Here is a 17,059-nt window from a genome sequence, read left to right as displayed (position 1 = left end):
AAGCGCACTCGGTCTGTCGATACCGGCAGTCGTGCGGCTACCCTGGCACGGTACGCGCGCGACCCGAGGGCCGGCGCACGTACCGCCACCCAGTGGACCGCGCCGCTCCTGGCACGGCCACTCGGGACCCTTCGTACGCCGGATCCGCCGACGTACCATTGCGCCGGAATCTGCAACGCCGCAGGCCCAGACCGAGGAGAGATCCGTGAGCGACCTTCGCACGCTGCGCAACTACATCAACGGTGAGTTCGTCGACGCGGCCGACGGCCGCACGCTCGACATCGTCGACCCGACCACCGGCGAGGTGTACGCGACGTCGCCGCTGTCCGGTGCCGCTGACGTCGACGCGGCCATGGCCTCCGCCGACGCCGCCTTCCCGATCTGGCGCGACGCCACCCCGAGCACCCGGCAGAAGCTGCTGCTGAAGATCGCCGACGCGGTCGAGGCCCGGGCCGACGAGATCGTCGACACCGAGGTGCGCAACACCGGCAAGCCCCGCGCGCTGACCCTCTCCGAGGAGATCGGCCCGATGGTGGACCAGATCCGGTTCTTCGCCGGTGCCGCCCGCATGCTGGAGGGCAAGGCCGCGGGCGAGTACATGGACGGGATGACCTCGATCATCCGCCGCGAGCCGGTCGGCGTCTGTGCCCAGGTCGCGCCGTGGAACTACCCGATGATGATGGCCGTCTGGAAGTTCGCCCCGGCCATCGCCGCGGGCAACACCGTCGTGCTGAAGCCCTCCGACACCACCCCGGCCTCCACCGTGCTGCTGGCCGAGATCATCGGCGGCGTGCTCAAGGAGCTGGAGCTGCCGGCCGGCGTCTTCAACGTCATCTGCGGTGACCGCGAGACCGGCAAGCTGATGGTCGAGCACAAGACCCCGGCGATGGCCTCCATCACCGGTTCGGTGCGCGCCGGCATCTCGGTCGCCGAGTCCGCCTCCAAGGACGTCAAGCGCGTCCACCTGGAGCTGGGCGGCAAGGCCCCGGTCGTGGTCTTCGAGGACGCCGACATCGCCGAGGCCGTCGAGGGCATCTCGGTGGCGGGCTACTTCAACGCCGGCCAGGACTGCACCGCCGCCACCCGCGTGCTGGTGCACGAGTCGATCCACGACGCCTTCGTCGAGGCGCTGGCCAAGGCCGCGGCCGAGACCAAGACCGGCGGCGTGGACGACGAGGACGTGCTGTACGGCCCGCTGAACAACGCCAACCAGCTGAAGCAGGTCTCCGGCTTCATCGAGCGGCTGCCCGCCCACGCCAAGGTCGAGGCCGGTGGCCACCGGGTCGGCGACCAGGGCTACTTCTACGCCCCGACCGTCGTCTCCGGTCTGAACCAGGACGACGAGATCATCCAGAACGAGGTCTTCGGCCCGGTCATCACCGTGCAGAAGTTCACCGACGAGGACCAGGCCGTCGCGTACGCCAACGGCGTCGAGTACGCGCTGGCCTCCTCGGTGTGGACCAAGGACCACGCCCGCGCCATGCGGATGTCGCGCCGGCTGGACTTCGGCTGCGTCTGGATCAACACCCACATCCCGCTGGTCGCCGAGATGCCGCACGGTGGCTTCAAGAAGTCCGGCTACGGCAAGGACCTGTCGGCGTACGGCTTCGAGGACTACACCCGCGTGAAGCACGTCATGACCGCGATCTGATGGTCGGCTGATGTGACGGTGGGCCCGGGTCTTCTCGACCCGGGCCCACCGCCTTTGCATCCTGTCGACGGTTGGCGCGACCGGCTGACACGATGGAACTGCCCTTCGGGGACGGGCCGCCCTAGCCTTACCGGCATGAGCATCCCCACCGCTGACTCAGCCGCCGGCCAGGCCGTCAAGGCCGCCGACCGCGCGCACGTCTTCCACTCGTGGTCCGCCCAGGCGCTGATCGACCCCCTCGCGGTGGCCGGCGCCGAGGGCTCGTACTTCTGGGACTACGACGGCAACCGCTACCTCGACTTCTCCTCGCAGCTGGTCAACACCAACATCGGCCACCAGCACCCCAAGGTGGTCGCCGCGATCCAGGAGCAGGCGGCGAAGCTCTGCACCATCGCCCCCGGCTTCGCGGTCGAGTCGCGCAGCGAGGCCGCCCGGCTGATCGCCGAGCGCACCCCCGGCGACCTGGACAAGATCTTCTTCACCAACGGCGGTGCCGAGGCCAACGAGAACGCCATCCGGCTGGCCCGGCTGCACACCGGCCGGCAGAAGGTGCTGTCCACCTACCGCTCGTACCACGGCGCCACCGCCAACGCGATCGCCCTGACCGGCGACCCGCGGCGCTGGCCCAACGAGAGCGGCGTCTCCGGGGTGGTGCACTTCTGGGGGCCGTACCCCTACCGCTCCAACTTCCACGCCGAGAACGAGGCGCAGGAGTGCGAGCGCGCGCTGGAGCACCTGGAGCAGGTGATCGCGTTCGAGGGGCCCGGCACCGTCGCGGCGGTCATCCTGGAGACGGTGGTCGGCACCGCGGGCATCCTGGTCCCGCCGGCGGGCTACCTGGCCGGGGTGCGGGAGATCTGCGACCGCTACGGGATCGTGTTCATCCTGGACGAGGTGATGGCCGGCTTCGGCCGCACCGGCGAGTGGTTCGCCGCCGACCACTGGGGCGTCACCCCGGACCTGCTCACCTTCGCCAAGGGCGTCAACTCGGGCTACGTGCCGCTGGGCGGCGTGGCGATCAGCGCCGAGATCGCGGCCACCTTCGCCGAGCGGGCCTTCCCCGGCGGGCTCACCTACTCCGGCCACCCGCTGGCCTGCGCCTCCGCGGTGGCGACCATCACCACCATGGCGGAGGAGGGCATCGTCGAGAACGCCAGGCACATCGGCGAGACGGTCCTCGGCCCCGGCCTGCGCGAGCTGGCCGAGCGGCACCCGTCGGTCGGCGAGGTCCGCGGCCTCGGCGTGTTCTGGGCGCTCGACCTGGTGAAGGACCGGGAGACCCGTGAGCCGCTGGTGCCCTACAACGCGGCCGGCGCCGACAACGCGCCGATGGCCGAGCTGGCCGCCGCCTGCAAGCAGCGCGGGCTCTGGCCGTTCGTCAACATGAACCGCTTCCACGTCGTCCCGCCGTGCACCGTCACCGAGGAGGAGGCCAAGACCGGCCTCGCGGTCCTGGACGAGGTGCTGTCGCTCACCGACGCGCACACTGTCTGACGTACCCAGACGTACCTACCAGGACGGCCCCGAGCACGCGCGTGCCCGGGGCCGTCCCACGCTCCGGAAGGCCGCTCATGCCCAGCCGCACCACCCTGACCCGCCGTCCCGTCGACTCCCGTGCCGTCCGCCGGCGTTTTGTGCTCGGCGGCGCCGCGCTGCTCGGCGCCGGCACGCTGACCGGCTGCGGCATCCCGTCCGCGTACGTGGCCGAGGACCGCCGCTCGGCCCCCGACCGCTCGGAGAGCGACAAGCGGCTCGCCTTCTCCAACTGGACGCAGTACATCGACACCGACGACGCGGGCGGCCGCCCGACCCTGGACGCGTTCAGTGAGAAGTCCGGGATCGAGGTCACCTACACCGAGGACATCAACGACAACGACGAGTTCTTCGGCAAGATCAGCCCGGTGCTCACCCAGGGCGCCGCCCCCGGCCGGGACCTGATGGTGATCAGCGACTGGATGGCCGGGCGGTACGTCTCGCTGGGCTGGGTGCAGGCCATGGACCGGGACAACCTGCCCAACGTCACGGCCAACCTGGACCCCCAGCTCGCCGACCCGGCCTTCGACCCCGGGCGCAGGCGCAGCGTGCCGTGGCAGTCCGGGATCACCGGCATCGCCTACAACCGCAAGGCGCTCGGCCGCGAGATCAGGTCCACCGCGGACCTGTGGGCGCCCGACCTCAAGGGCCGGGTCACGCTGTTCGCCGGACTGGACGAGGCGCTCGGGCTGCTGATGCTCTCCCAGGGCGCGGACATCGCGAAGTTCAGCGACGACGACGCGCGCAGGGCGATGGACCTGGTGCAGAAGGCGGTCGACAGCGGCCACGTCCGGCGCTTCACCGGCAACGACTACACCAGCGACCTCGCCTCCGGCGCGGCGCTCGCCTGCCAGGCGTACTCGGGCGACGCCGTCCAGCTCACCGCCGAGAACCCGGACATCGAGTTCGTGGTGCCGGAGGAGGGCGGCGAGCTGTGGGCGGAGAGCCTGATGATCCCCAACCGGGCCGCCCACAAGCGCAACGCCGAGCTGCTGATCGACTACTACTACCAGCCCGAGGTGGCGGCCGAACTCGCCGCGTTCGTCCAGTACATCTGCCCGGTGCCGGCCGCCCGCGAGGTGCTGGCGGACAGCGGCGACAAGGAGAAGGCCGAACTCGCCGAGAACCCGCTGGTCTTCCCGACCGAGGAGATGCGCGCCCGGCTGCACACCATGCGCGACGTCGCCTCGGCCGAGCGGCCCGAGCTGCACAAGGTCTGGGGCCGCATCACCGGGGTGTGATCCGTCCTACCGGCGCACCGCGTCCAGGGCGAGCAGGGCCACGTGCAGGGAGAGGCAGGACTCCACCTGGTCGAGGTCCACGCCGAGGATCCGCTCGACCTTGTGCAGCCGGTCGTAGAAGGACGGCCGGGACAGGTGCGCGGCGTCCGCCGCGGCGGACTTGTTCCGGCCCTGCTCCAGGTAGATCCGCAGCATCTGCACCAACTGGCCGTTGTGCTCCGCGTCGTGGGCCAGCAGCGGGCCCAACTCCCGTTCCACGTACGTCTGCAGCCGGGCGTCGTCGCGCAGCAGGTGGAGCAGGCCGCGCAGCCGGACGTCCGGCAGGCGGTAGTAGGAGGAGCTGCGGCCGCCGGGCGCGTCGTGCAGGGCGGCGTCGGCGACCTGGGTGGCCTCCAGCAGGGTGCGCCGGGCGTCACGCACCGAGCCGACCGAGGAGCCGACCGCGACCACCGGGCCGGCCGGGTCGCCGCCCTCCCGTCCGGCCTCGGCCGACATCCGGCGCAGCGTGGCCGAGAGGGAGTCCAGCGCGGCGTGCTCGTCCTGCTGGGTGCCGAGGGCGATCAGCAGGCCCACGGCCTCGTCGTCGAGCGCGCCGACCAGCGCGGTCAGCCGGCAGGCCCGGACCGCGCCGGCGGCCAGCTCGGTGAAGTCGCGCAGCCGGGCCTGGGCCTCCAGCGCGGCCGGGATCGGCCCGCGCCGCTGTCGCAGCACCACGCCGACCAGCCGGCGGCCCTCCAGCGGGACGCCGAGGGCCTGGGCGCGCAGGGCCGCCTCGGAGACGGTCAGCGCGTGGGTGAGGATGCCGGACAGCAGGGTGCGGTGGGTCTGCCGCTCCAGGCTCTCCCGGTCGCGCACCACCAGCCGGTTGAGCGCCAGCGCGGAGGCGCCGCGTTCCAGCAGCATGGTGTGCGGGTGGGGCTCGCCCCCGGGCAGCGGGCCGGGCTCCTGCACCAGCACCAGGCGGCCCCAGTCCTGGCCGCGGGCGCCGACGGTGGTGACCAGCCAGCCGCTGCGCGGGTCGTGGCCGGTGCGCCCGGCCGGGCGGACCCCGCGCGAGCGGCGCTCCCAGTCCTCCAGCACCTCGGCCTCGGGGCGTCCGGCGGCGTCGTGGGCGAGCACCTGGTGGGCCAGGTTCTCCAGGACGACCGGGGCGCCGGCCATCCGGGCCACCTGGCGGATCACCTCGGGCGGCTCGGCTCCCTCCACCACCAGCTCGTTGAAGACCTGGTGGACCGACTCGGAGACCCTCAGCTGCTCCAGCTGGGCGTTGACCACCAGGGCGTGCACGGCCTCCGTGACGGCGACGAAGCGCAGTTCGCGGCGGAGCGTGACCAGCGGCAGCCCGCGCTGCTCGGCGGCGTTGACCAGGGCGCGGGGGAGCGAGTCGAAGTAGCGCCGCCCGAACTCGACGACCAGGCCGGCCACCCCGACCTCGTCCAGCTCGCGGACGTAGCGGGCCAGGCCCTCGCGGTCCTCCGGCAGGGCGATGCCGGTGGTCAGCACCAGCTCGCCACCACGGAGCATCCCGGCGACGTCGGGCAGCTCGCTGACGTGGACCCAGCGGACCGGCCGTTCCAGGTGGTCGGCGCCGGCCACCACCTGGGGCAGGCCGCGCCGCATCACGTCCAGGTCGAGGATTCGGGCGACGGTGGGGAGCATCGCGGGCCTCCGGAGGCCGTGTGGGGACCGGAGCGGGGGCTCCGGGTGATCAGGGTGTCAGGTAAATCATCCATCCCCCAGACGACCTGTCGCCCTGTCTGCACCCTTGCACCCTGTAAGGCCCTTCGCGCCGAGGCTGTCGAAGTGACCCTTGTCACGTCAGCCTCCCAGCAGGCAAGGTCAGCGGGACCGCAGACCCCCAGCGCGGACGCGTGACCCCGCAGCGGTCGAACCACGGCACTTGGAGGAACCAGATGGACCTGACCGACTTCGGCCCGGGCGCGCAGTACATTGCGGGCCGCCAGACCCGGGGGAGCGGGGAACCCTTCCAGGTCGTCAACCCCGCCGACGGCAGCGTGGTCGAGCAGGTCGCGCTGGCCACCACCGAGGACGTGGACACCGCCGTCGCCGCCGCGAAGGCCGCCCTGCCCGGCTGGTCCTCGGCCAGCCCCGGCGCGCGGTCCGAGGCGCTCACCAGGCTGGCCGCCGTCCTGGCGGGGGCGGCCGACGACCTGGCCCGGGTGGAGACGGGGCAGACCGGTAAGCCGGTCAAGCTGGCCACCGAGTTCGACGTGCCCGGCACGATCGACAACGCCGCCTTCTTCGCCGGCGCCGCCCGCAACCTGGAGGGCAAGGCGGCCGGCGAGTACTCCGGCGACCACACCTCGTACGTGCGGCGCGAGGCGGTCGGCGTGGTCGGCTCGATCTCGCCGTGGAACTACCCGCTGCAGATGGCCGCCTGGAAGATCCTCCCGGCGATCGCCGCGGGCAACACCATCGTGCTCAAGCCGGCCGAGCTGACCCCGCTGACCTCGGTGATGTTCGCCCGGGCCTGCACCGCCGCGGGCATCCCGGACGGCGTGGTCAACGTGGTCACCGGCGCCGGGCGCACCGCCGGCGAGCACCTGGTCGGGCACCCGGACGTCGCGATGGTCTCCTTCACCGGCTCCACCGGCGTCGGAAGGCGGGTCGCCGAGATCGCCACCGCGAGCGTCAAGCGCACCCACCTGGAACTCGGCGGCAAGGCCCCGTTCGTGGTCTTCGACGACGCCGACCTGGACGCCGCCGTGCACGGAGCGGTCGCCGCCTCGCTGATCAACGGCGGCCAGGACTGCACCGCCGCCACCCGCGCCTACGTCCAGCGCCCGCTGTACGACGCCTTCGTGGCCGGGGTCGCCGAGCTGTACGCCGCGATCCGGGTCGGCGACCCGCTGAACCCGCACACCGACCTCGGCCCGCTGGTCTCGTACGCCCACCGGGACCGGGTGGCCGGCTTCGTGGAGCGCGCCCGCTCGTACGCCACCGTGGTCACCGGCGGCCGGCCCGCGGAGAAGGGCCACGACGGCACCGACCTCACCCGCGGCGCGTACCACCTGCCCACCCTGATCACCGGCGCGGCCCAGGACAGCGAGGTCGTGCAGGGCGAGATCTTCGGCCCGGTGCTGGTCGTGCTGCCCTTCGACGGCGACGACGAGGGCCTGCGGCTGGCCAACGACACCCCGTACGGCCTGGCCGCCTCCGCCTGGACGAGCAACGTGCACCGCTCGCTGCGCGCCACCCGGGAGATCGCGGCCGGCTGCGTCTGGGTCAACGACCACATCCCGATCATCAGCGAGATGCCGCACGGCGGCTACAAGGCGTCCGGCTACGGCAAGGACATGTCCCAGTACTCGCTGGACGAGTACACCCAGGTGAAGCACGTCATGTTCGACACCACCGCGGTGGCCCGCAAGGACTGGCACCGCACCGTCTTCGGAGACAGATAACCCCCGGCCCAAGCGGGTGCCCCCACACCCCATCTCCCCCAGGAGGCCCGTTCCATGGCGTTCAACGAGCTCACCGACGGTCTGCCCGAACCGGTCCGAAGGGCCTGGGAACGCAGCCTGACCAGCGGCCGGGCCGCGCTCGGCCGCCGCACCTTGCTGCGCGCCGCCGCGCTGACCGCCGGAGCGGGCACCCTGGCCGCCTGCGGCATCCCGGCGGCCCCGCGGGCGACCGGCGACTCGACCGCGAACGCCGCCAAGGACCTCTCCGAGACGCAGAAGGAGGTCGACTTCTCCAACTGGCCGCTGTACATCGACACGGACGAGAAGGACAAGGAGAAGCACGGCACCCTGGACGCCTTCACCGAGGCCACCGGAATCAGGGTCAAGTACAACGAGGACGTCAACGACAACGTCGAGTTCTTCGGGAAGGTCAAGCCGCAGCTCGCCTCCGGCCAGGACACCGGCCGTGACCTGATGGTGCTCACCGACTGGATGGCCGCCCGGCTGATCCGGCTGGGCTGGGCGCAGAAGCTCGACCCGGCGAACGTCACCACCGCGATCACCAACATCGACGCGCGCTTCCGCGCCCCCGACTGGGACCCGGGTCGGCTCTACTCCTACCCGTGGGCCGGCATCCAGACCGTCGTCGCGTACAACCGGAAGGCGACCAAGGGGAAGCCGGTCACCAGCGTCTCCCAGTTGCTGGACGACCCCGACCTCAAGGGCCGGGTCACCTTCCTCTCCGAGATGCGCGACAGCATCGGGATGGTCCTGCTGGACCAGGGCAAGGACAGCGCGAAGTTCACCGCCGACGACTACGACGGCGCGGTCGCCCGGCTGCAGAAGGCCGTCGACAGCAAGCAGATCCGCCGGTTCACCGGCAACGACTACGGCCAGGAGCTGTCGGCCGGCGACATCGCGGCCTGCATCGCCTGGGGCGGCGACCTGATCCAACTGCGGGCCGACAACCCGGACATCGAGTTCGTCATCCCGGAGAAGGGCTACATCGCCTCGACCGACAACATGCTGGTCCCGGCCAAGGCCCGGCACAAGACGAACGCGGAAAAGCTGATCGACTTCTACTATCAGCCGAAGATCGCGGCGCAGCTGGTCGCGGGCATCGGCTTCGTATCCGCCGTCACCGGGATGAAGGACGAGCTCGCCGGCATCGCCCCGGAGACCGCGGCCAACCCGCTGGTCGTACCCACCCCCGAGATGGCGGTCAAGGCCCACGTGTTCCGCACGCTCTCCGAGAGCGAGGAGAGCGACTTCGAGCAGAAGTTCTCCAAGCTCATCGGCGCCTGACCCCCGACTCCCGGCAGAGAAACCCAGGAAGACACCACCCCATGACAGACCAGCAGCGCGACGCGGCCGCCGGCGGCGACGTCCGGCTCACCGGCATCGGCAAGACCTACGGCTCCTTCACCGCCGTCCACCCGCTCGACCTGACCGTCCCGCAGGGCTCCTTCTTCGCCCTGCTCGGCGCCTCCGGCTGCGGCAAGACCACCACCCTGCGCATGATCGCCGGCCTGGAGGAGCCGACCACCGGCACCGTCCTGATCGGCGGCCAGGACGTCACCGCCCTGCCCCCGTACAAGCGGCCGGTGAACACCGTCTTCCAGAGCTACGCGCTCTTCCCGCACCTGGACATCTTCGAGAACGTCGCCTTCGGCCTGCGCCGGCGCGGCCGGAAGGACGTCAAGAAGCAGGTCGACGAGATGCTGGAGCTGGTCGAACTCGGCCAGTACGCCCGGCGCAAGCCGCACCAGCTCTCCGGCGGCCAGCAGCAGCGCGTCGCGGTCGCCCGCGCGCTGATCAACCACCCCCAGGTGCTGCTCCTGGACGAGCCGCTCGGCGCGCTCGACCTCAAGCTCCGCCGCCAGATGCAGCTGGAGCTCAAGCGGATCCAGACCGAGGTCGGCATCACCTTCGTGCACGTCACCCACGACCAGGAGGAGGCCATGACCATGGCCGACACCATCGCGGTGATGAACGGCGGCCGGGTCGAGCAACTGGGCGCCCCCGCCGAGCTGTACGAGAACCCCGCCACCACCTTCGTGGCCAACTTCCTCGGCCAGTCCAACCTGCTGCCCGCCGAGGTCACCGGCGCAGACGGCGGCGACCTGCTGCTCAGCGCGGCCGGCGCCCGCCTCACGGTGCCGAAGGCGCGCTGCGCCACCGACGCCAAGCGCGTCCACCTGGGCGTGCGCCCGGAGAAGATCACCATCACCCACGCCTCCGAGCAGGTCGCCGACGGCCGCAACCGGCTGACCGGCACCGTGCTCGACTCCAGCTTCATCGGCGTCTCCACCCAGTACGTGGTGCGCACCGACGGCGGCCAGGAGGTCACCGTCTTCGAGCAGAACATGGAGCGCGACGCCCGGATCGTCCCCGGCGCCGCCGTCCGACTGCACTGGAACCCGGCCCACTCCTTCGCCCTGGACGCCGCGCAGGCGATCGACGCGGGCACCGCGGAGGAGGCCGCATGACCGCCACCGCCCCGGCCGCGCCGCCCCAGGCGATACCCCCCGACGGCGGCCCCCGCACGGAACCGGGGGCGAAGCCCAGGCGCAAGCTCACCCCGTACTGGCTGCTGCTGCCCGGCATCGCCTGGCTGTTGATCTTCTTCGCCGTCCCGATGCTCTACCAGGGCTCGACCTCGCTGCAGACCGGCTCGCTCGAAGAGGGCTTCAAGGTCACCTGGCACTTCTCGACCTACTGGGACGCCCTGGTCGAGTACAAGTGGCACTTCCTGCGCTCGTTCTCCTACGCGGCCGTCGCCACCGTGCTCTGCCTGGTCGTCGGCTACCCGCTCGCGTACACGATCGCGTTCAAGGCGAGCAAGCGCTGGCGCAACGTCATCCTGATCCTGGTCATCGCGCCGTTCTTCACCAGCTTCCTGATCCGCACCCTGGCCTGGAAGACCATCCTGTCCGACGGCGGCCCGGTGGTCGGCGCGCTGAACGCGCTGCACGTCCTGGACGTCACCAACCTGCTCGGCCTCACCGACGGCGACCGGGTGCTGGCCACGCCGCTCGCGGTGGTCTGCGGCCTCACCTACAACTTCCTGCCGTTCATGATCCTTCCGCTGTACACCTCGCTGGAGCGGATCGACCCGCGCCTGCACGAGGCGGCCGGCGACCTCTACGCCCGGCCGTTCACCACCTTCCGCAAGGTCACCTTCCCGATCTCGCTGCCGGGCGTGGTCGCGGGCACCCTGCTGACCTTCATCCCGGCCTCCGGCGACTACATCAACGCCCAGCTGCTGGGCTCGCCGAGCGAGCAGATGGTCGGCAACGGCATCCAGAAGCAGTTCCTGAACGTGCTCGACTACCCCACGGCGGCCGCGCTGAGCTTCATCCTGATGGCCCTGATCCTGGGCATGGTGACGGTCTACATGCGCAAGGCCGGGACGGAGGATCTGGTCTGATGTCCCGGATGTTCAAGTGGATCCGCGCCCACCTGGTGGTGCTGGCCGGCCTGCTGGCCCTCGCCTACCTGGTGCTGCCCAACCTGGTCGTGCTGGCCTTCTCGTTCAACAAGCCGGTGGGCAAGTTCAACTACGAGTGGAACGAGTTCTCCACCGACGCCTGGACCAACCCCTGCGGCGTCGCCGACATGTGCCAGTCGCTCTCGCTCAGCCTGCAGATCGCGGTGCTCGCCACCATCGGCGCCACCGTGCTCGGCACCATGGTCGCCTTCGCGCTGGCCCGCTACCGCTTCCGCGGCCGCTCGGCCACCACCGCGATGATCTTCCTGCCGATGGCCATGCCCGAGGTGGTCATGGCCGCCTCGCTCGGGACGCTCTTCCTCAACATGCGCATCCCGTTCGGCTTCACCACCATCCTCATCGCGCACATCATGTTCTGCCTCAGTTTCGTGGTGACGGCGGTCAAGGCGCGCGTGATGAGCATGGACCCGAGGCTCGAACAGGCCGCCCAGGACCTCTACGCGACCCCCACCCAGACCTTCCTGAGGGTCACCCTGCCGCTGGCGGCGCCCGGCATCGCGGCGGGCGCGCTGCTCAGCTTCGCGCTCTCCTTCGACGACTTCATCATCACCCAGTTCAACTCGGGGCCGACCACGGTCACCTTCCCGATGTTCGTCTGGGGCGCCTCGCAGCGCGGCATCCCGGTGCAGGTGAACGTCATCGGCACCGCGATGTTCCTCGCCGCCGTCGTGCTGACCGTCGTCGGCCAGTGGCTGGGCAACCGTCGGAAGGCCACCGCCTGACGTACGGTCGACAGCGGTGGCACGTACAACCATCACCTATCCGTAGAAAGTGGCTGATAATGCATGGACTCCGCCCGCGCACTCAGTGACGCCAGGCCCACCCCCTTCTGGCTGGAGGATCCCGGCCGGCCGGCGGCGCTGCCCGCCCTGGTCGGCGACACCACCTGCGACCTGCTGGTCGTCGGCGGCGGCTACTCCGGCCTGTGGACCGCCCTCATCGCCAAGGAGCGCGACCCCTCGCTGGACGTCGTGCTGGTCGAGGGCAACGAGGTCGGGTGGGCCGCGTCCGGGCGCAACGGCGGATTCTGCGCGGCCAGCCTCACCCACGGCTTCGGCAACGGCCTGGACCGCTGGCCGTCCGAACTGGCCCAGCTGGAACGCCTCGGTGCCGCCAACCTCGACGGCATCGAGGCCACCCTCAAGCGCTACGGCATCGACGCCGAGTGGGAGCGCACCGGTGAGATCGACGTCGCCACCCAGCCCCACCAGGTCGAGGAGCTCCACGAGGTCGCCGAGGCGGTCGCCCGGTACGGCCTCGACATCACCGTCCTGGACGCCGACCAGGTGCGCGCCGAGGTGAACTCGCCGACCTTCCTCGGCGGGCTCTGGGACAAGGAGGGCGTGGCGATGGTCCACCCCGCCAAGCTCGCCTGGGGCCTCAAGGACGCCTGCCTCGGCCAGGGCGTGCGGATCTTCGAGCACACCCGGGCCACCGACCTGCGGGAGCACGGCAGCGGCATGGCCGTCCGCACCCCGTACGGCCGGGTCTTCGCCCGCAAGGTCGCGCTCGGCACCAACGTCTTCCCGTCGCTGCTCAAGCGGGTCCGCCCGTACGTCGTCCCGGTGTACGACTACGCGCTGATGACCGAGCCGCTCAGCGACGAGCAACTCGCCTCGATCGGCTGGCGCGGGCGGCAGGGCCTCGGCGACAGCGCCAACAAGTTCCACTACTTCCGGCTCTCCGCCGACAACCGGATCCTCTGGGGCGGCTACGACGCGGTCTACCACTTCGGCGGCCACGTCCGGCACGAGTACGACCAGCGGCCGGAGACCTTCCGCACCCTGGCCAACCACTTCTTCCGCTGCTTCCCGCAGCTGGAGGGCCTGCGCTTCACCAACGCCTGGGGCGGCGCGATCGACACCTGCAGCCGGTTCTCGGCGTTCTTCGACACCGGCTACCGGGGCAAGGTCGCGTACGCGGTCGGCTACACCGGGCTCGGCGTCGGCGCGACCCGCTTCGGCGCCGAGGTGATGCTCGACCTGCTCGCCGGCGAGCGCACCGAGCGCACCTCGCTGGACATGGTGCGCAGCAAGCCGCTGCCGTTCCCGCCCGAGCCGGTGCGCTGGGCCGGGATCGAGATCACCACCCGGTCGCTGGAGCGGGCGGACCGCAACGGCGGCCACCGCAACCTCTGGCTGCGCACCCTCGACCGGATGGGGCTGGGCTTCGACAGCTGAAGCGCCCGCACCCGCAGTCGGGTGCCCCCAGTCGTGTAATCGGGACCCGCCGTCCGCCTCTCCCTGGTGACGGCGGGTCTCGCTCCTCCCGCCGTCTCCGAACAGTACGAACGGCGAGAAGCGGGGACACGACATGGAGACCACCGGACTGCACTGGCTCGCCCAGGTGGCACCGGACCCGGAAACCTTCCGGGAGCAGTGGGAGCGCACCGGGCTCGGCTTGGTGCTGCTGCCGGCCGGCCGGCGCTGGGACGTCCTCTCCGTCCCCGGGCGGCTCGGCCGCCCGGCCCTGGAGGTCCTGGACCCGCGCACCCGCGGCCCGGTCCTCACCGACTTCGGGGGTGAACACCTCAGCTTCCTGGTGCCCGTCGGCACCGCGGCCCACTGGATCGGCACCGGCGTGCGCGGCGCCGGGGAGGGCACCTGGATCGTCGTCCCGCACCCCGAGCGCAGCAGCCCGGGCGTGCGCTGGCTGGTCCCGCCCGACGGCTCCGGGCGGCTCAACGACCCGGTGCTGCTGGAGCTCGCCCTGCACGAGGCGGCGGCGAGGCTCGGCGGCTGGTGAGCCGCGGGGCGTCCGGGGCATCCCTGGGCGCTCGACGGTGGCGGCGCGTGGGGGAACCCCGGGGCGCGAGCCGGTGGCGGCGCGCGGAGTGGGCGGCCGCGTCAGACTGGAGGCGTGACCACCGCCCCGCACGCCGTCGACGCGCCCCTCCGCCCGGGCGCCGCCCAGCTGCGCCTGGCCGCGGCGGCCGCACCCGTCTGCGACCGGTACGGCCTCGCCCTGGCCGGTGGGCACGCGCTGCGCGCCCACGGTGTCGCGGCCTGCCCGCAGGACGGGCTGACCCTGGCGACCGGCGGCGCCGACCTGCCGGAGGCGGCCGCCGCGCTGGGCGAGGCGTACCGGGCGGCGGGCGGCGGGGCCGTCGACCGGCCGGGCACGCCGCGGCTGGAGCAGCTCACCGTCCGGCTGGCGCTCGGCGGACGGTCGCACTCGGTGGAGCTGCGCAAGGAGCCGCTGGGCCACCGCCCGGTCCGGCTCGACTTCGGTGCGCCCGGACCGGACGAGCCGCCGCTGGTGCTGCCGGTCGTCGCCCTGGAGGACGCGGCCGCGCTGACCACCGTGCTGCTCGCGGACCGGGGCATGCCGCGCGACCTGATCGACGTGCACGCCCTCACCCGCTGCTACCGGGAGGGTGAACTGCTCGCGTTGGCGGGGGAGTTGGACCCGGACTTCCAGCCCACGGCGCTCGCCGAACGGCTGGAGACGCTCGCCGAGGCGGCGGACGGGCGGTTCCGCGCCCGGGGCGTCCCGGCCGGGGAGGTGGACGAGCTCAAGCGATGGGCGCTGGCCTGGGCGCAGGACCTGCGGCTGGACCTGCTGGAGACCCAGGAGGCGGCGGACGGGCTGCACGACCCGTACCTGGAGGAGCCGGAGGACGGGGAGTCCTGAGGTCCCGCCGGGCCACTCGTTCGGCCGAGCGACCGGACGACCTGTAAGGCTGAATCCACGATCCCCGTCAGCCTGTTCGTTGAGCCGGGCCGGAGCGCCCACCAGACTGGGAGACGAGCGCGGTAGCCCCGTGATTTCCGTCGCCCGGCCCACCCGCGGCGGCGCCAGACCGGACCGGTGGCAGGACGCCGCCCGGGACTTCGGAGGCAGACGGACCTTGAGCAAGCACATCATTCACTGGATCGGCGGCAAGCCGGTCGCCACCGCCGGTGCGGCCCCCCGTCGCGGTGAGATCTTCGACCCGGCCACCGGCCAGGTCGCCGGACAGGTCGACTTCGCCGAGATCGCCGAGGTCGACCAGGCGGTGGCCGCCGCCGCCGCGGCCTTCACCGAGTGGCGCACCGCCTCGATCGCGAAGCGGACGACGGTGCTCTTCGCCTTCCGCGAGCTGCTGAACGCCCGCCGCGACGAGCTGGCCTCGATCATCGTGGCGGAGCACGGCAAGGTGCACTCCGACGCGCTGGGCGAGATCGCCCGCGGCCTGGAGGTCGTGGAGTACGCCTGCGGCATCCCGCAGCTGGTCAAGGGCGGGTTCACCGAGCAGGCCTCGACCGGCGTCGACGTCTACTCGATCCGCCAGCCGCTCGGTCCGGTCGCGATCATCTCGCCGTTCAACTTCCCCGCCATGGTGCCGATGTGGTTCTTCCCGATCGCCATCGCGGCCGGCAACACCGTCGTGGTGAAGCCCTCGGAGAAGGACCCGTCCGCCGCCAACTTCCTCGCCGAGCTGTGGAAGGAGGCCGGCCTGCCGGACGGCGTCTTCAACGTCGTGCACGGCGACAAGGTGGCCGTCGACCGCCTGCTGGAGCACCCGGACGTCAAGTCCGTCAGCTTCGTCGGCTCCACCCCGATCGCCCGCTACGTCTACGAGACCGGCACCCGCTACGGCAAGCGCGTGCAGGCCCTGGGCGGCGCCAAGAACCACATGCTGGTCCTGCCGGACGCGGACCTCGACCTCGCCGCCGACGCCGCCGTCAACGCCGGCTTCGGCGCGGCCGGCGAGCGCTGCATGGCGGTGTCCGTGCTGGTCGCGGTCGACCCGATCGGCGACGAGCTGGTCGACAAGATCAAGCAGCGGATCGCCACCCTGAAGGTCGGCCCGGGCTGCAACGGCGACTCCGAGATGGGCCCGCTGGTCACCGGCCAGCACCGGGACAAGGTCACCTCCTACGTGGAGTCCGGGGTCGCCGACGGCGCCGAGCTCGCCGTGGACGGCCGCAAGCACCCGGTCACCGCCGAGGACAGGAACGGCTCCCCGACGGCCGACGGCTTCTGGCTCGGCCCCACGCTGTTCGACCACGTGAAGCCCGGCATGTCCGTCTACAACGACGAGATCTTCGGCCCGGTCCTCTCGGTCGTGCGCGTCGCCTCGTACGAGGAGGGCCTGGCGCTGATCAACGCCAACCCGTACGGCAACGGCACCGCCCTCTTCACCAACGACGGCGGCGCGGCCCGGCGCTTCCAGTTCGAGGTGGAGGTCGGCATGGTCGGCATCAACGTGCCGATCCCGGTCCCGGTCGCCTACTACTCCTTCGGCGGCTGGAAGGCCTCCCTGTTCGGCGACGCCCACGCGTACGGCCAGGACGGCGTCCAGTTCTTCACCCGGGGCAAGGCCGTGACCCAGCGCTGGCTGGACCCGTCGCACGGCGGCATCAACCTGGGCTTCCCCACCAACAGCTGATCCGCACGGCTCCACCGGCCGGACCCCTCTCCCCGGGGTCCGGCCGGCCGTCTTTGCACGACGTTTGCATCCGGGCGCGGAAGCGCGTACAGTTCTTCGAGCTGCCTGGCAGGGAGCACCGGACACGCACTGCGCGGACGGTCCCGGGGCAGCCAATCCTCTGAAACACCACTTCCGGTTCGTGCCGGTCGTTTCGCTTTTCGGCGTGACGGCTCGGTGCTTATTCGGTGTGCTCGTTTTATCGGGTTGCGGCCGGATTCGCTTTTCGGAGCGGAGATCGGCTAGAGTTTGAAACGTCGGACAGGGCGTCAAGCCCCGGAAGAC

At 71.6% G+C, this 17,059-nt stretch carries 13 protein-coding genes; 12 read left to right on the top strand and 1 reads right to left on the bottom strand.

Annotation, left to right across the window (positions count from 1 at the left end; genetic code table 11):
• Nucleotides 1-205: 205 nt before the first annotated feature.
• From ACZ5OX_RS35790 to ACZ5OX_RS35780, 3 genes are all read left to right on the top strand, one after another.
• On the top strand, nucleotides 206-1,651 hold the full coding sequence (locus ACZ5OX_RS35790; RefSeq protein ID WP_465636033.1) for a gamma-aminobutyraldehyde dehydrogenase: 1,446 nt from the start codon (nucleotides 206-208) through the stop codon (nucleotides 1,649-1,651).
• A gap of 135 nt (nucleotides 1,652-1,786) precedes the next feature.
• On the top strand, nucleotides 1,787-3,145 hold the full coding sequence (locus ACZ5OX_RS35785; protein WP_465636031.1) for an aminotransferase class III-fold pyridoxal phosphate-dependent enzyme: 1,359 nt from the start codon (nucleotides 1,787-1,789) through the stop codon (nucleotides 3,143-3,145).
• 77 nt (nucleotides 3,146-3,222) lie between these two features.
• Nucleotides 3,223-4,425, top strand: coding sequence for a polyamine ABC transporter substrate-binding protein (locus ACZ5OX_RS35780; RefSeq protein WP_465636030.1), 1,203 nt, complete (start codon nucleotides 3,223-3,225; stop codon nucleotides 4,423-4,425).
• A 6-nt stretch (nucleotides 4,426-4,431) separates the two neighbouring features.
• Here the strand turns inward: ACZ5OX_RS35780 and ACZ5OX_RS35775 are convergent, their stop codons facing one another.
• On the bottom strand, nucleotides 4,432-6,084 hold the full coding sequence (locus ACZ5OX_RS35775) for a PucR family transcriptional regulator (RefSeq protein ID WP_449791333.1): 1,653 nt from the start codon (nucleotides 6,082-6,084) through the stop codon (nucleotides 4,432-4,434).
• A gap of 254 nt (nucleotides 6,085-6,338) precedes the next feature.
• Here ACZ5OX_RS35775 and ACZ5OX_RS35770 point away from each other — a divergent pair, with 254 nt between their 5' ends.
• The 9 genes from ACZ5OX_RS35770 (at nucleotide 6,339) to ACZ5OX_RS35730 (ending at nucleotide 16,735) form a co-directional block, all read left to right on the top strand.
• A complete protein-coding gene (locus ACZ5OX_RS35770; RefSeq protein ID WP_465636029.1) occupies nucleotides 6,339-7,850 on the top strand; it encodes a gamma-aminobutyraldehyde dehydrogenase in 1,512 nt (503 codons plus the stop codon).
• Nucleotides 7,851-7,904: 54 nt separating this feature from the next.
• Nucleotides 7,905-9,155 carry a polyamine ABC transporter substrate-binding protein gene (locus ACZ5OX_RS35765; RefSeq protein ID WP_449791335.1) on the top strand — a complete coding sequence of 417 codons (1,251 nt, stop codon included), beginning with the start codon at nucleotides 7,905-7,907 and terminating at the stop codon, nucleotides 9,153-9,155.
• Nucleotides 9,156-9,196: 41 nt separating this feature from the next.
• Entirely contained in the window at nucleotides 9,197-10,339 is a 1,143-nt protein-coding gene (locus ACZ5OX_RS35760; RefSeq protein WP_449791336.1) for an ABC transporter ATP-binding protein, read from the top strand.
• Nucleotides 10,336-11,280: an ABC transporter permease gene (locus tag ACZ5OX_RS35755; protein ID WP_449791337.1), complete on the top strand. Its 945-nt coding sequence runs from the start codon at nucleotides 10,336-10,338 to the stop codon at nucleotides 11,278-11,280. The genes ACZ5OX_RS35760 and ACZ5OX_RS35755 overlap by 4 nt, the downstream gene beginning before the upstream one ends.
• Nucleotides 11,280-12,083, top strand: a complete 804-nt coding sequence (locus tag ACZ5OX_RS35750) for an ABC transporter permease (protein WP_224280157.1) — start codon at nucleotides 11,280-11,282, stop codon at nucleotides 12,081-12,083. Before ACZ5OX_RS35755 ends, ACZ5OX_RS35750 begins: the two co-directional genes overlap by 1 nt.
• A 63-nt stretch (nucleotides 12,084-12,146) precedes the next feature.
• Nucleotides 12,147-13,541, top strand: a complete 1,395-nt coding sequence (locus ACZ5OX_RS35745; RefSeq protein WP_449809676.1) for an NAD(P)/FAD-dependent oxidoreductase — start codon at nucleotides 12,147-12,149, stop codon at nucleotides 13,539-13,541.
• Between the two features lie 133 nt (nucleotides 13,542-13,674).
• Nucleotides 13,675-14,106 (top strand): bifunctional DNA primase/polymerase, encoded by a 432-nt coding sequence (locus ACZ5OX_RS35740; protein WP_465636026.1) that lies wholly within the window; start codon nucleotides 13,675-13,677, stop codon nucleotides 14,104-14,106.
• Between the two features lie 114 nt (nucleotides 14,107-14,220).
• Entirely contained in the window at nucleotides 14,221-14,994 is a 774-nt protein-coding gene (locus tag ACZ5OX_RS35735; RefSeq protein WP_465636024.1) for a nucleotidyl transferase AbiEii/AbiGii toxin family protein, read from the top strand.
• A 217-nt stretch (nucleotides 14,995-15,211) separates the two neighbouring features.
• Nucleotides 15,212-16,735 carry a CoA-acylating methylmalonate-semialdehyde dehydrogenase gene (locus tag ACZ5OX_RS35730; RefSeq protein WP_449791342.1) on the top strand — a complete coding sequence of 508 codons (1,524 nt, stop codon included), beginning with the start codon at nucleotides 15,212-15,214 and terminating at the stop codon, nucleotides 16,733-16,735.
• Nucleotides 16,736-17,059: the final 324 nt, after the last annotated feature.

Source organism: Kitasatospora sp. NPDC032121 (genome assembly GCF_055580145.1).
The sequence above is the reverse complement of the archived record's forward strand: the minus strand, read 5'-3'. Positions and strand labels throughout refer to the sequence as shown.

Coding starts and splice junctions, on each gene's coding strand:
- ACZ5OX_RS35770 (WP_465636029.1), top strand. CDS start 6,339: ATGGACCTGACCGACTTCGGCCCGGGCGCGCAGTACATTGCGGGCCGC.
- ACZ5OX_RS35755 (WP_449791337.1), top strand. CDS start 10,336: ATGACCGCCACCGCCCCGGCCGCGCCGCCCCAGGCGATACCCCCCGAC.
- ACZ5OX_RS35760 (WP_449791336.1), top strand. CDS start 9,197: ATGACAGACCAGCAGCGCGACGCGGCCGCCGGCGGCGACGTCCGGCTC.
- ACZ5OX_RS35765 (WP_449791335.1), top strand. CDS start 7,905: ATGGCGTTCAACGAGCTCACCGACGGTCTGCCCGAACCGGTCCGAAGG.
- ACZ5OX_RS35785 (WP_465636031.1), top strand. CDS start 1,787: ATGAGCATCCCCACCGCTGACTCAGCCGCCGGCCAGGCCGTCAAGGCC.
- ACZ5OX_RS35740 (WP_465636026.1), top strand. CDS start 13,675: ATGGAGACCACCGGACTGCACTGGCTCGCCCAGGTGGCACCGGACCCG.
- ACZ5OX_RS35745 (WP_449809676.1), top strand. CDS start 12,147: ATGGACTCCGCCCGCGCACTCAGTGACGCCAGGCCCACCCCCTTCTGG.
- ACZ5OX_RS35750 (WP_224280157.1), top strand. CDS start 11,280: ATGTCCCGGATGTTCAAGTGGATCCGCGCCCACCTGGTGGTGCTGGCC.
- ACZ5OX_RS35775 (WP_449791333.1), bottom strand. CDS start 6,084: ATGCTCCCCACCGTCGCCCGAATCCTCGACCTGGACGTGATGCGGCGC.
- ACZ5OX_RS35780 (WP_465636030.1), top strand. CDS start 3,223: ATGCCCAGCCGCACCACCCTGACCCGCCGTCCCGTCGACTCCCGTGCC.